This is a genomic window from Epibacterium sp. Ofav1-8 (assembly GCF_022348185.1).
Classification (GTDB): Bacteria; Pseudomonadota; Alphaproteobacteria; order Rhodobacterales; family Rhodobacteraceae; genus Epibacterium.
Window position 1 is genome coordinate 216,978 of the sequence record NZ_JAKRFD010000003.1, and the last position, 13,854, is coordinate 230,831.

Below are 13,854 nucleotides of genomic sequence, written 5' to 3' on the forward strand. Positions count from 1 at the left end.
TGATGAGTTGTGATGGGGGACGTCACCGATTTTGCAGGGCAGTGTTGGGGCGCGAGGTGTTTCGCTTCGGATTCTCCGAAGCGACCAGCGCCGCGCCTGCCTGTCGGCAGGCGCGGCGCGCACAGGGCGCGCACAGATCGCCCCTCGCGCGGGCGGCATAAACCGCCTATAAGGAGCGGGCGGCGCTGCGTGATCCATGGCCCGCAACACCACTACAGATGCGGAGGTCCATGCCCTATGACCGGAGAGCTATCCCCCATAGACAAGGCCAAGTTTGTCGCGGCAAAACGGGCGGCCGAAATGGTCGAGGACGGGATGCGGGTCGGGCTTGGCACCGGGTCCACCGCCGCATGGCTGGTGCGCTGTCTGGGTGAGATGGTGCGCGAGGACGGGTTGAAGATCACCGGCGTGCCCACCTCTGCCCGCACGGCGGAACTGGCGCGCGAAGTGGGGATCGAGGTGATTACCCTCGACGAGGCGCGTTGGCTGGATCTGACCATCGACGGTGCGGATGAGTTCGACGGTGATCTGAACCTCATTAAAGGCGGCGGCGGCGCGCTGTTGCAGGAAAAGATCGTTGCCACCGCGTCCGATCAGATGGTGGTGATTGCCGATAAGGCCAAGGAAGTGGAGATGCTCGGGGCGTTTCCGCTGCCCATCGAGGTGATCCCCTTTGGCTGGCAGACCTCGCAGGCCCTGGTCGAGGAGACGCTGATCTCGATGGATGTGATGGGGCGCAGCTCGACGCTTCGGATGAATGGGGCCAGCCCCTATGTGACCGATGAAGGCAACCATATCCTTGATCTGCACCTCAACCGCATTGGGAATCCGCGGCAATTGGCGTTGGTTCTCAATCAGATACCGGGAGTTGTTGAGAACGGGCTGTTCATCGACATCTGCGACACGGTGGTGATCGGCTATGGTGACGGCAAGGTCGAGGTGCGCGACATCAATGAAGGCACAATCGAGACCGACCGGATTGATTTTGTCGAGACGGACAATCTGTTTGCGGATTTGGGGGAGTAACCCCCACTTACGGCACTTTCGTAACAGCCGCCCTGTTTGGGGCGGCTTTTGTATGAGAATTTCTGAGCCTATCCGACCCAGATGCCGGGAGGCATAGGTCGAGGCGTCATTAGGTCAGTGGCTTTGCGCCGCCTTTTGCCATTCCGGCAGAGGGAACAGCCGATCATAGGCCCAATTAAAGCCATAGGCGTAGACCATGTAAAACAGGGCAAAAGACACATCCATCACAAAGGCCTGCCAGAGCGAGATCTGCAGATACCACGCGATGAAGGGCATCAGCACAATGAGCAGCCCGCCCTCGAATAGAACCGCATGCAGGACGCGGAGTTTGGGGGTCTTTAGCGTGCTGCCGCGCCAGTGCTGCAACAGCGCGTCAAAGCCGTAATTGTAGATCAGGTTCCACAGGGTGGCGAGGGTGGCACTGACGACGCCAACCGCACCGATATCGTGCATCGGAAAGTGAAACACCAATGCGCCAAGCGGTATAACCAACAGCAGCGCTATGATCTCGAAACTCAGAGCGTGACGGATACGATCAAGGGGGGAGCGCATGGGCAACCTCATACTTTGCAGTCGGGTCGTCCCGAGGGATAGGCAACGGCGTGGCCTGCGTGGCTGCGCCATTGGCGGGGTCGTCCCCAACGAGCCGCAATCTGGGAGAGCGGCGGGTAATTTTCAAGCCCCGCTGTGACGTTGCATGTCAGCTATGCGTCTTAACAGGGTGATGGGAAAACTCGCAGGGGGTGCTTATTGAATTGATACTGTTTGCAATGTGGATTTGACGCCGATGTTTTCTGCGAAGCCTGATCGGTACGATGGATCACCCACCGCAGATGTCCCGGTGAGGGATCGGCTCCCCTATTGGGCCACGCTGTTTTTGGTGCTCACATCTCCGCCGGTTGTGACCTTCCTTCTGCCCGAGAGTATCCTGGCGCGGTTCTCCGGACCTGAATACCTGCTTGATATCTGGAAAGCCTGCAGCGTTGTGGCGGTCTTGGCGCTGAGTATTCACACCATGCGGGACGATCGCTTTTTGCGGGTGAACGCCTGGGGCCTACATTACGGGAGGAAGAAAGGGACAATCAACGCACTGCGTTGGGCGGATGTTGTGTCTGTCGCGTATATCCCAAAGCGTGTGCTCACCGGCTATGCGCGGCTGCGTGTCCGGGCACAGGTGCCGCTGGGGGCGCGCTACGATCTGACGTTCAAAACTGTGTCCCTTGATCCGAAGTGTTCAAACCCTGCCGACCCTGAGGTCGCACGGGCGCAGGCGGCTCTGGATCGCTATTGGCCAGAGTGGCGCAGGGGGACATAGCAGGCGGGCGCGCGTTCACGCCTCTTTCACGGTTTCGCGACAAGAACGCCCGTATGTGTTTGAAATGCCGCCTTGCACCCCCACTTGCGAGTCTGGCAATTCACCGCGCGCTGTGGGATACCTCGCGCAAGTCATAAGAAGGGCGACGAATATGAGCTTTGACTACGATCTATTTGTCATCGGAGGTGGCTCCGGCGGGGTGCGCGCGGCGCGTGTTGCAGCGGCAGGCGGGGCATCGGTGGCGCTCGCCGAAGAGGACCGCTATGGCGGGACCTGCGTCATCCGGGGCTGCGTGCCGAAAAAGCTGATGGTCTTTGCCTCCGAGTATTCCGGCATGGTCGAAGATGGCCGCGCCTACGGCTGGGATCTGGACAACAAGGGGTTCAGCTGGGACCACTTCAAGGGCAAGCTCAATGCGGAGCTGGACCGGTTGGAAGGGATCTATCGCAACCTGTTGAAAAACTCCGGCGTTGAGAGCTTTGATGCGCGGGCGAAACTGGCGGATGCCCACACGGTTGCGCTCTCGGATGGCACCACAAAAACCGCAAAACACATCCTGATCGCCACCGGTGGCCGCCCTTGGGTGCCGGAAATTCCGGGCTCGGAACTTGCGATCACCTCGAACGAGATGTTCCATCTGGACAAGCTCCCCGAGAGCATCCTGATCGTGGGCGGCGGTTACATCGCCTCCGAGTTTGCGGGCATCATGAACGGGCTCGGCGTCAAAACCACGCAGTACTATCGCGGCGAGCAGATCCTGCGCGGCTTTGACAATGAGGCGCGCGGTTTGGTGGCTGAGGAGATGATCCAGTCGGGCATCGACTTGCAGCTCGGCAACAACGTGGCCGAGATGCGCCGCGAGGGCGACAAGATCCGCGTGACCGCCACCAATGGCGATGAGACCCTGTTTGATCAGGTGATGTTTGCCACCGGTCGCAAGCCCAATGCCGACAACCTCGGGCTCGAGGAGCTGGGCATCGCGCGTGGCAAGGGCGGCGAGATCAAGGTGGATCACTACAGCCAGACCGGCGTGCCCTCGGTCTATGCGATCGGCGATGTCACCGACCGGGTGAACCTGACGCCGGTGGCGATCCGTGAGGGCATGGCCTTTGTGGAAACCGTGTTCAACGGCAATCCCACCAGCCCCGATCACGACCTGATCCCGACCGCGATCTTTACGCAGCCGGAAATGGGCACAGTTGGCCTCAGCGAGGAAGACGCCGCCAAGCAAGAAACGGTCGAGATCTATTCGACCTCCTTCAAGCCGATGCAGCAAAGCTTTGCCGGACGTGCGCAAAAGGTGCTGATGAAGCTTGTGGTCAGCCAGGCCAGCCGCAAGGTGCTGGGTTGTCATATTGTCGCACCCGGCGCGGGCGAGATGATCCAGCTGGCCGGGATTGCCGTAAAAATGGGGGCAACCAAAGAAGATTTTGATCGTACTGTTGCAGTTCACCCGACCATGTCGGAAGAATTGGTAACGCTGAAAACCCCGGTACGGACGGTCTGAGGCGACCGGTACGCCTGAGTGGCGGGCGGGAGCTTGAATTTCCGCGCCGCGCGCACAGGTTAGAGGGCAATATCCGCCAGTTCGGCGGGGAGAGATGGATAGGAGACTTATGGCTGGGAACAGTGGTGGCCCCTGGGGGGGCGGCGGTTCCTCCGGCGGCGGAGGCAACCGGGGAAACAATGGTGGTGGCGGAGGCGGCGGTGGTCGCCGTCCCGAGGATAACCAGATCCCCGAGATCGACGAGCTGGTGAAAAAGGGTCAGGAACAGTTGCGCGTGCTCATGGGCGGGCGCGGCGGTTCAGGCGGCGGTCAGGGGCCACGCGGTGGCGGCTCTGGCGGCAGCCCGCTGTTTTCCAAGGCCGGCATCATGATCGGCGCGGTCGCCGCGGTTTTCCTGTGGGGCTACAACAGCTTCTACACCGTGAAGACCGAGGAAAAATCCGTCGAGCTGTTTCTCGGCGAGTTCTCCTCTGTCGGCAATCCGGGCCTGAACTTCGCGCCCTGGCCCGTGGTCACCTATGAGGTGGTCCCGGTCAGTGTCGAACAGACCGAGAGCATCGGTGCAGGCGCCCGCGGTTCTGATGCCGGGCTGATGCTGACGGGGGATGAGAACATCATCGACGTCGATTTCCAGGTGGTCTGGAACATCAACGAACCCGACAAGTATCTGTTCAACCTGCGTGATCCCAAGGCGACCATCCAGGCGGTGTCGGAATCTGCGATGCGCGAGATCATCGCCCAGTCGCAACTGGCGCCGATCCTGAACCGCGACCGTGGTATCATTTCGCAGCGCCTCGAAGAACTGATCCAGGCGACGCTGGACAGCTACGACGCGGGCGTGAACATCGTCCGGATCAACTTTGACGGGGCCGACCCGCCGGAGCCGGTCAAGGACGCCTTCCGCGAGGTTCAGTCTGCCGGTCAGGAACGCGACCGTCTGGAAAAACAGGCTGACGCCTATGCCAACCGCAAGCTGGCCTCCGCCCGGGGGCAGGCGGCCCAGACGCTGGAAGAAGCCGAAGCCTACCGCGCGCAGGTGGTGAACCAGGCGCAGGGTGAGGCGTCGCGCTTCAGCGCCGTGCTTGCAGAATACGAGAAGGCGCCGGAGGTCACGCGCAAGCGTCTCTATCTGGAAACCATGGAGGACGTGCTGAGCCGCGTCGACAAGATCATCCTCGACGACAACGCCGGTGGCCAGAATGCACAGGGTGTCGTGCCCTATCTGCCGCTCAATGAAATCCGTCGCTCGGGAGGGAATAACTGATGAACCGCTCTATCATTCTTCTGGTTGTTCTCGGCATTCTCGGCGTCAGTGCACTGTCGGCCTTCTTCATCGTGGACGAACGTGAAAAGGCGCTGGTGATGCGGTTTGGCCGTGTCGTCAACGTGCAGGAAGACCCGGGCCTGGCGTTCAAGCTGCCCTTTGTCGACGATGTGGTGAAATACGACGACCGGATCCTCAGCCTTGAGGTCGGGCCGCTCGAAGTCACCCCGCTGGATGACCGCCGTCTGGTGGTCGACGCCTTTGCCCGCTACCGCATCACCGATGTGCGTCGCTTCCGCGAGGCGGTGGGTATTGGCAATATCGGCGCCGCCGAAAGCCGTCTCGACAACATCATGCGCGACCAGACCCGCGAGGTTCTGGGTACCGTCAGCTCCAACGACATTCTGTCGTCGGACCGGGCCGCGCTGATGCTGCGGATCCGCAACGGGGCGATCGCCCAGGCGCAGGCGCTGGGTCTTGAGGTGATCGACGTGCGTCTGAAGCGCACCGACCTGCCGCAGGCCAACCTCGAGGCGACCTTTGCCCGGATGCGGGCCGAGCGCGAACGCGAAGCTGCAGACGAGATCGCCCGCGGTGAAGAAGCCGCGCAGCGCGTGCGTGCGCAGGCGGACCGGACCGAGGTCGAGCTGGTCTCCGAGGCCGAGCGTGAAGCCGAGGTTATCCGCGGTGAAGCGGATGCCGAGCGCAACAACATCTTTGCCGAAGCTTACGGTGCGGACCCGGAGTTCTTTGAATTCTACCGCAGCCTGACCGCCTATGCGCGCTCGCTGCAAGGCGGGAACTCCTCGCTGGTGCTGTCGCCCGATAACGAGTTCTTCAACTACCTGAAGTCCTCCGAAGGCGCGAACGCAGCAGAGTAATTCCGGCAACGAACCGACCCGAAAAGGCCACCCCTGGAGGTGGCCTTTTTCATTCTGTAGCGGCTATTTGCGCAGGCCACTGTGGCTGCGATCAGGGTTGTGGCGCATTTTCCCATGTGATCACGATCAGAGAAACTGCGTTTTGCCGTCATAGTCGGCTTTGAGCGCATTGATCCGGATGCTGCAGCATGCTTGAAGGTCTGCTTCTGCTCTATTACGGCTACCGCACGACCTAGCGGTTTGTGTGGAGGTTGAAGCGCCTGCCTTCCCTTCGTGTTCAAGAACTGGAAAGGTTGTAACAATTCATTTGAGAGCGAGGCGCGAAAGGTTATGGGCGGAAATCAAGTGGCGCTAGCAATGTGCGAACCCGAAAAACTGCTCGAGACGCTGAACTGGCCCAAGGCTCCTTCCGAGATATGGCAGGAGCCATTTGACCGCATTCGAGGTCACTGTGAACGGATAGCCAACACTACGGAGCCGACTGACCTCTTTGACTTCTGCGATTTCTTTCTCGACTACCAGTACATGGAGGTTCAGGAAGACCTACTAGCGTTTGGTTTTCCTAAAGCGCTTGAAGCTTGGGCACGACAGGAGCTCAGTCACCCCGACCCCAGGCGCTTCAAAGGCACTTGGCATTTTGAGGGTATGTGGGATGCACTAGCATATCGCCCGATCTATCCCGAATTTTTTAACAAGCAGCAATATCGAGCAATGACAGATTTCTTCGTTCATGTGCTGCTGGTACGTATGGGACGCGAGGAATTTTTGTCGTTTCGAGGAAGCGAAGCCAGCCCCTACGAGTGGATTAGATTGCATGACGAATTAATCTGGCTGTTTCCTGTAGCAGAGCAAATCTGGGACGAATGGTGGAGCTTCAAAACACCTGGAATGGCTGTGTGCGCGGTTCAATGGTTGTCAGCACTGCTTTACGAGGAAGATGAAAATCCGTTCTTCGAACCCTGGAACTCGCTAGAAGGAGGGGGGGCGCCGAACCTAACCAGGATTGATCACTTGTCTAACGGGATTGATCACTTGTCTAAGGAGACAGCCCCATCAGCCAATACTGAGTTCATTCGTTCAACCTTGACTCCAAAATGGGCCGAAGGTGTTTTGGCTCGAGCGGTCGAAGTCTTGTCAAAACACGAGAGTTTCGATCTTGTGTACACAATGTGGTTGGACAGTTCGCGTCGATCCACCCTTTTCGAAGAGCGAGCCCGAAAACTCCTCGAAGAGATGTAACGGAATACCTAAGGACCGTGATTTCTTGGGACGACAAATAGCTGTGCTTCATTGACTTATACCTTTGAAAAACGACACTTTTCTCTCGACGGTGAGAGCAATCCGCTTTGACACGACAGCAAAAGCGGTCATAGCGGATGGACGCAGCGAAAGGCCGTTTGGTCCGCACCTTCGACGCCCAAGATAGGCGAGGCAAAAAGGTTCCCTTGTTCTTCGCCGTGCTGATGCGGGTCTTCTGCTCCGCGTCTCCCCCGGAATAATCAGTGCTCGGCGGCGGGGCCAGATCACCCACCGCCCACCTGTTGCGCTCTGGCCGCGGTCGCGAAACCTTCACCACCCTTCACGTCGAATTGAGGTGACTGTGCGCCCCATTGCGACTGCGCGCGGAGTGGCTACATTGGGTGGCATGAATTTCCCACCCCAACGCGCAGCACCTTGTCCCTGCTTGATGCTGCGCCTGAGGCACGGGTGCGCCCTTTCCCCTTATGTGCGGGGGCGGGCGGAGACAGAGTTGACAGGCCAATTCGAAGGAGTATGTCCGTGCATCCAATCACCTCACCCAAGGCCCTGAGCCGCGCGCGCGCCCATGACGGGATGCAGAGCGGCTGGCGCCTGTTCTGGATCGCGGTCCTCGGGACCGCGCTTCTGGTCATGCAGTCGCTGTCGGCGGCTGCCCGCCCCGAGAGCCTCGCACCGCTGGCAGAGAAAGTCAGCCCGGCTGTCGTGAACATCACCACCTCGACCGTGGTCGAAGGGCGCACCGGCCCACAGGGGATCGTGCCCGAAGGCTCCCCGTTTGAGGATTTCTTCCGCGAATTCCAGGACCGCAATGGTGGCGGCAACCGTCCGCGCCGCTCTTCGGCGCTGGGGTCCGGTTTTGTGATCTCCGAGGATGGCTATATCGTCACCAACAACCACGTGATCGAGGGTGCCGACGAGATCGAGATCGAGTTCTTCCCCGGTGACGGACAGCCCGCAGATCTGCTGCCGGCGACCGTTGTTGGCACCGACCCCAACACCGACATCGCGCTCTTGAAAGTGGATGCGCCGATGCCGCTGAAGTTTGTCAAATTCGGCAACAGCGACACCGCCCGCGTCGGCGACTGGGTGGTTGCGATGGGCAACCCGCTGGGGCAGGGCTTTTCGCTCTCGGCCGGGATCGTCTCGGCGCGCAACCGGGCGCTGTCGGGGTCGTATGACGACTACATCCAGACTGACGCCGCCATCAACCGCGGCAACTCCGGTGGTCCGCTGTTTAACATGGATGGCGAAGTGGTTGGCGTGAACACCGCGATCCTGTCGCCGAACGGGGGCTCCATCGGGATCGGGTTCTCCATGGCGTCCAATGTGGTGACCAAAGTGGTCGACCAGTTGAAGGAATTTGGCGAAACCCGCCGCGGTTGGCTTGGTGTGCGCATTCAGGACGTGACCGATGACCTGGCCGAGGCGATCGGCCTTGAGAACGACAACGGCGTCCTGATCACCGATGTGCCTGATGGCCCCGCCAAGGACGCAGGTCTTCTGGCACGGGATGTCATCACCAGCTTCGACGGTTTCGAGGTGGAAGACACCCGCGACCTGGTGCGCCGTGTGGGCGATACCGAGGTCGGCAAGACCGTGCGCGTCGTGGTGTTTCGCGATGGCAAGACCGAGACCCTGCGCGTGACTCTTGGCCGGCGCGAAGATGCGGTGGGCAACAATGCCACCACCGGCTCTGGCGAAGCTGTCCCGGATGAGGGTGAAAAAGAGCTGCTCGGTCTGACGGTCGGCGTTGTCCGCGACGACATGCGCGAGGAGCTGAACCTGGATGCCGGCACCACCGGTCTGGTGATCCTGTCGGTGGATGAGACCTCGGGCGCATGGGAAAAAGGCCTGCGCGCCGGTGATGTGATCACCGAAGCAGGTCAGAACAAGGTGGCCTCCATCTCGGATCTTGAAGCGCAAATCGAGGCGGCCGAGGATGCGGGGCGCAAGTCCATCTTCCTGATGGTGCGTCGCGCTGGAGAGCCACGTTTCGTGGCGCTGAACCTCGACGAGTAACAGGCCTCAGCCCCCCTGGCGGGGCAGGCATCTACTTCCTCAGCGGCCGGCCCCATCGGGTCGGCCGTTTTGTTTTGTAGGTGGGCGTTTTTGAAACCAAAAGAGCCATGTGTCGGGCGGACACATGGCTCAAGATGGGACGGACGGCCATTGGGATGGATAGGAGAATGACCGCCTTAAAGTCCTTATGGCAGAGGCTACGAGGGCGGACTGTGAAACAGGTTACATTCGCGGGATTTTTTTATGGCTGAACGCTCAGTTTTTTTCTGCATCTTTTCGCAAGGCTGCGTCACATGACGCCTGGTGTCCGAACCAATGGTGCGCCAAGTCTTCTGTGGTCAGCTGCGCTTCGGAAAAGGGGGTGAGAGGCTTGACAGATGAGCGGGGACGGACGAACGGTTCACGGTTCACGGTTCACGGTTCACGGTTCACGGTTCACGGTTCACGGTTCACGGTTCACGGTTCACGGTTCACGGTTCACGGTACGCGCAAGCAAAGGTTTGGGGGATAGAGTGGAGTTCTCAACACAGATCGACGGTCGAGAAGAGCAGATTAAATCGCTCTTTGCGCAGACATTTGCGGCTTCGGAGGGCGCCGACGAGGGGCGCTTGATTGCTGCGCTGGTGGAGCGGTTGCTAAACACCACTCCGCGTGAGGATCTTTTTGTTTTTACGCAGGCCGAAGGTGAGGCTCTCATTGCGGCAGCGATCTTTTCTCGGCTGACGTATTCAGAGGATGCGCGATCGGTGTTCATTCTGTCCCCTATGGCCGTCGCGACAGAGCGACAGAAACAAGGGGTGGGGCAGGCCTTGTTGAAAGAGGCCTTGAACGCACTTTCCAAGGAAGGTGTTGATGTCGCCATCACCTATGGTGATCCAGCCTTTTACGGCAAGGTTGGGTTTGAGCCCCTGGACGAGGACACCGCCGCCGCCCCCTTGCCGCTGAGCCAACCGGTCGGATGGATCGGTCAGCCGCTCCAAGAGCCTGCGTTGCTGCCACTCAAGGGGCGGTGCACCTGTGTCGCGGCGCTCGATGATCCGGCGATCTGGTAAGCGGGGAAGGCGCCCTCAGATCCCCTCGGGATCGGCAAGAACCGCGAGGCCGCCGCGGTCTTTCAGTTGCAACCCGCCCCGGCTGATTTCGATCAGTCCCGCCTTACGCCAGTTCGATAGCGTCTTGGACACCGCTTCGCGGGTGGCGCCGACAAACTCCGCGAGTTCCGACTGCGACAGGCTCAGCTGGCCGTTGCCATCTGCGGGTGTGAGATAGAGGAGCTTGCGCGCCAGCCGCACCGGCATCGGCAGGAACACCTGCTCATTGAGCTGCGTGTTCATCCAGCGCATGCGTTGCCCGGCGAGTTTCAGCATATCGCCTGCAAGCTCCGGGTGCTTTGTCAGCTGCGCGAGCACATCGCGGTGCCGCAGGCGGCGCAGGTGGCTGGGTTCGGCAGCGGTGGCAGTGGCTGTGCGCTCGCCGGGGTCGAACATGGCAATCTCGCCAAAGATCGCACCGGGGCGCATCATATCGAGCGAGAGTTTGCGTCCGGACGCGGAGAGGGTTGAGATCTCCAACGCGCCAGAAATGATCGCATAGAGGGCATCGCCCTCATCGCCCCGTTCGAACAGCACGTCGCCGGTCTTGAGGTGCACATCGGTGGCCTGGCTGTCGAGCATGGCCCGCAGCCGATCCGAGGCTCCAAACAGGAAGCTGGATGCGGGCAGGGGGGCAATGGCCATGGGGCGCTCTCCGGGCGGGCTGTCAGTGCAAGGGGGAGGATCTCTCCGTTTTTGTGTTCTAGGGGGCCCAGGGCTCTGGTGCAAGCTTGCACGTGGGATATGGAATGTTTGCGGTCCCACCTGGGCCGTGGCGCCGGTCCTATGTCGACCCGGGCAGATCGACGGCGCTGAGGCCAAGGCTGCGGGCCGCCCGCAGCGACAAGGTGGCGCTGTCGATGCCAAACCCCGCCTGATAGCTGCGGATGGCGGCGCGGGTTTCGGCGTTGAGCGTGGCGGTGATCAGGCCGCTGTAGAGGTCGCGCGCGGCCAATGCCCGTTGCAGCGATGCAATATATTCCGGGGTCATCACCTCGGGGCAGGGGGTCTCGAAATAGGTTTCCTCGCGCGGCCGGGTGATCTGCTGGCGGCTGTGACTGGAGAAGGTGGCCGGGGCAAGTACGGTGCCGTCAGGGGATGTCACTTCGGGTGAGACCAGGACCTGCTCGGTCACGGTTTCGATTCGCGCCGGAATGATCACGCTGTCCCAGCAGGTGCCAGCGGGGGCGCCCGGGGGCGCGGAGCGACCGACACCTTCGAAGGGCGCAGCGGCGACACAGGCGTTCAATGTCAGAAGGAGGAGCACCGCCATGCCACGCGCGCCGCAGGCCCGGCGAGACCGGTCCGGTATGGCTGCCCTGCACGGGGGCGCTTGCAGCGTGACGCTCTGGGCAGCGGGCGGAGGCAAAGGGGCGGGCATACGCTTTGACGGGGTCCTTGAGGTGGGCAGCAGCCGGGATCCGCGGTTGCCCCCGGTGGCGTCGCTGATGCTAGCCTAAAACCCGGGCGCGGGAAAAGGCCGTATCCCGGCTATAGCACTGTTCTGCCGAAGGAAGATCGGAGTTTGCGGACCCGGGGGGGCGGACGGTTCGGGCCCGCGGCGCCTGCCAAGAGCAGATCGTGAGGCCCGCCTCTGGCCGGCGCCGGTCCCGCTCTTCCGGCGCTGTGCGGGGTAAATCGAGAACATGTGTCGTGAAAAGGCAAGCGACGCGAGGGATGTCGCAAATGGGGCTGGAACGGTGCAGGCACGCTCGCTACACACGGGGGCGAGTACCGAAAAAGGGAAGACGGATCATGGCAAAAATCACCTACATCGAGCACAACGGGACCGAACATGTGGTCGACGTCGCCAACGGGCTGACCGTGATGGAAGGTGCGCGGGACAACAATATTCCGGGGATCGAGGCGGATTGCGGTGGTGCCTGTGCCTGTTCCACCTGTCACGTCTATATCGCACCGGATTGGGTGGAGAAACTGCCCGCGAAGGACGATATGGAAGAGGACATGCTGGATTTTGCCTTTGAGCCAGATCCGGCCCGCTCGCGCCTGACCTGCCAGCTCAAGGTGTCGGACGCGCTGGATGGTCTGGTTGTGCATATGCCCGAAAAGCAGATCTGATGCGCGCGGCGGGCCGGGCGCGGCGTCTTCTGACACGCATCAGGCCCCCGGTCATCCGCCGCGCCGCGCAGGCGTTGTGCCTGGGGGTGGCGGGGACGGCGACCCTGCTGAACGCGCAGGAAGCCTGGCGGGTCACGGAGGCGGAGTTTGATGCGCCCACGACCCGCTATGGCCATGCGGTTCTGGGGGATGACGTCGAATACAGCCAGCTGCGCATTCATGTGCAACAGGATGGCGACGCTGAGCAATCCGAGGCAGGTGTGCGGCGAGATGTCTTTGAGGTCGACCTGCCGGTGGATCATGTCTTTGAGGATCTTGCACCGCGCCTCTGGGACATCACCGGCGACGGGTTGCCGGAGGTTGTGGTGGTCGAGACGGATGTAGCGCAGGGCGCGCAGCTGGCGGTCTACAACAGCACGGGCGACAAGATCGCCGCCACGCCCCATATCGGCCAGGCAAACCGCTGGCTGGCGCCTGTTGGCGCCGCGGATCTGGATGGCGACGGCCATATCGAGGTGGCCTATATCGACCGGCCCCATCTGGCCAAGACCCTGCGCATCTGGCGGTTTCACTATGGCAAGCTGGTGGAGGTCGCCGCCGCGCCCGGCCTGACCAACCATCTGATCGGTGAGGATTTTATCACCTCCGGCCTGCGCGACTGCGGGCAGGGGCCGGAGATCGTGACCGTCAACGCCGACTGGTCCCGCATCATCGCCTCGCGCCTCAGCTCGGATGGCAGCATCAGCCGCCGTGATCTCGGCCCCTTTGATGCGCGGAGCCGGCTTGGTCCCGCGCTGGACTGCCAGCTGCCCTAGCTCAGGTAGTAGCCGACCGGTTTCAGCGGCGCCGGAGCCTCCTCGCCCAACTGTGTCAGCAGAGAGATCTCGATGGTGCGGCACATGGCATCCAACGGCAGGCCGTTCACGGTTTCGCCAAAGGGGTTGGACAGTTCCTCGGTCACCTCGGCCAGGCCAAAGAAGACATAGGCGACGATGGCCACGAACAGTGGCGTCATCCAGCCCGCGCCCTCCAGCAGGGCAAAGGGGAACAGCAGGCAGTAGAGATAGGTCGTGCGGAACACCAGCAGCGTGTAGACAAACGGCAGGGGCGTCGCGGCGATACGTTCACAGCGCCGCAGGAAAAGGATCGAATAGCCTTTCGGTTGGGCCAACACAGTCGGTGGCATGGCACAGACCCTGTACCGCGAGATCGAGCGGGTGCGCGCCCGCTTCACGCTGACAATGGCCGTCTGCAATCTGGCGAGGCTGCCGAAACTGATTGCTGCCTGATCAGCGAAGCCGCCGCCAGGGTTGCCTCAGCACGATCCGGACCCACCTAGCACCCGTATAGAGGGAAACCGTTCCGTGCAGCAGCTTCATCAGCAGCCTGCTAGACCATCTTCAATGCCCATG

Annotated in this window: 12 protein-coding genes and 2 pseudogenes; 10 read left to right on the forward strand and 4 right to left on the reverse strand. The window is 61.3% G+C overall.

The window, feature by feature from the left end:
* The first annotated feature begins 237 nt into the window (after positions 1-237).
* The gene (gene rpiA, locus MHM97_RS06300; RefSeq protein WP_239320834.1) at positions 238-1,026 is read left to right on the forward strand and encodes a ribose-5-phosphate isomerase RpiA; all 789 of its coding nucleotides are present in this window, start codon (positions 238-240) and stop codon (positions 1,024-1,026) included.
* Positions 1,027-1,140: 114 nt separating this feature from the next.
* Here rpiA and MHM97_RS06305 read toward each other — a convergent pair whose 3' ends face one another.
* The gene (locus tag MHM97_RS06305) at positions 1,141-1,578 is read right to left on the reverse strand and encodes a PACE efflux transporter (protein WP_239320837.1); all 438 of its coding nucleotides are present in this window, start codon (positions 1,576-1,578) and stop codon (positions 1,141-1,143) included.
* Between the two features lie 914 nt (positions 1,579-2,492).
* Between MHM97_RS06305 and gor the strand changes: the two genes are divergently transcribed.
* From gor to MHM97_RS06335, 6 genes are all read left to right on the forward strand, one after another.
* Positions 2,493-3,848 carry a glutathione-disulfide reductase gene (gor, locus tag MHM97_RS06310; RefSeq protein WP_239320840.1) on the forward strand — a complete coding sequence of 452 codons (1,356 nt, stop codon included), beginning with the start codon at positions 2,493-2,495 and terminating at the stop codon, positions 3,846-3,848.
* A 109-nt stretch (positions 3,849-3,957) separates the two neighbouring features.
* Positions 3,958-5,112, forward strand: coding sequence for an FtsH protease activity modulator HflK (gene hflK, locus MHM97_RS06315; RefSeq protein ID WP_239320843.1), 1,155 nt, complete (start codon positions 3,958-3,960; stop codon positions 5,110-5,112).
* On the forward strand, positions 5,112-5,993 hold the full coding sequence (gene hflC / locus MHM97_RS06320; RefSeq protein WP_239320846.1) for a protease modulator HflC: 882 nt from the start codon (positions 5,112-5,114) through the stop codon (positions 5,991-5,993). Before hflK ends, hflC begins: the two co-directional genes overlap by 1 nt.
* A gap of 330 nt (positions 5,994-6,323) precedes the next feature.
* The gene (locus MHM97_RS06325) at positions 6,324-7,232 is read left to right on the forward strand and encodes a hypothetical protein (protein ID WP_239320849.1); all 909 of its coding nucleotides are present in this window, start codon (positions 6,324-6,326) and stop codon (positions 7,230-7,232) included.
* Between the two features lie 534 nt (positions 7,233-7,766).
* A complete protein-coding gene (locus tag MHM97_RS06330; protein ID WP_370645680.1) occupies positions 7,767-9,272 on the forward strand; it encodes a Do family serine endopeptidase in 1,506 nt (501 codons plus the stop codon).
* A 377-nt stretch (positions 9,273-9,649) separates the two neighbouring features.
* The gene (locus MHM97_RS06335; protein ID WP_239320852.1) at positions 9,650-10,324 is read left to right on the forward strand and encodes a GNAT family N-acetyltransferase; all 675 of its coding nucleotides are present in this window, start codon (positions 9,650-9,652) and stop codon (positions 10,322-10,324) included.
* 15 nt (positions 10,325-10,339) lie between these two features.
* Here MHM97_RS06335 and MHM97_RS06340 read toward each other — a convergent pair whose 3' ends face one another.
* Both MHM97_RS06340 and MHM97_RS06345 read right to left on the reverse strand, forming a co-directional pair.
* Complete coding sequence (locus MHM97_RS06340; protein ID WP_239320855.1) at positions 10,340-11,008, reverse strand: Crp/Fnr family transcriptional regulator; 669 nt, start codon at positions 11,006-11,008, stop codon at positions 10,340-10,342.
* A 139-nt stretch (positions 11,009-11,147) separates the two neighbouring features.
* A complete protein-coding gene (locus MHM97_RS06345) occupies positions 11,148-11,636 on the reverse strand; it encodes a peptidoglycan-binding domain-containing protein (protein WP_239320857.1) in 489 nt (162 codons plus the stop codon).
* A 482-nt stretch (positions 11,637-12,118) separates the two neighbouring features.
* On the opposite strand from MHM97_RS06345, the gene MHM97_RS06350 reads away from it, so the two are divergent.
* Positions 12,119-12,442 carry a 2Fe-2S iron-sulfur cluster-binding protein gene (locus tag MHM97_RS06350; RefSeq protein ID WP_239320859.1) on the forward strand — a complete coding sequence of 108 codons (324 nt, stop codon included), beginning with the start codon at positions 12,119-12,121 and terminating at the stop codon, positions 12,440-12,442.
* Positions 12,442-13,257: an FG-GAP repeat domain-containing protein gene (locus MHM97_RS06355; protein WP_239320861.1), complete on the forward strand. Its 816-nt coding sequence runs from the start codon at positions 12,442-12,444 to the stop codon at positions 13,255-13,257. The genes MHM97_RS06350 and MHM97_RS06355 overlap by 1 nt, the downstream gene beginning before the upstream one ends.
* Here the strand turns inward: MHM97_RS06355 and MHM97_RS06360 are convergent.
* Positions 13,254-13,571 (reverse strand): annotated as a pseudogene (locus MHM97_RS06360) (bestrophin family protein); the annotation flags it as partial. The gene MHM97_RS06355 and the pseudogene MHM97_RS06360 sit on opposite strands and share 4 nt — an antisense overlap.
* Between MHM97_RS06360 and MHM97_RS06365 the strand changes: the two are divergent.
* Positions 13,564-13,731 (forward strand): annotated as a pseudogene (locus MHM97_RS06365) (transposase); the annotation flags it as partial. The pseudogenes MHM97_RS06360 and MHM97_RS06365 overlap by 8 nt on opposite strands.
* Between the last annotated feature and the right edge of the window lie 123 nt (positions 13,732-13,854).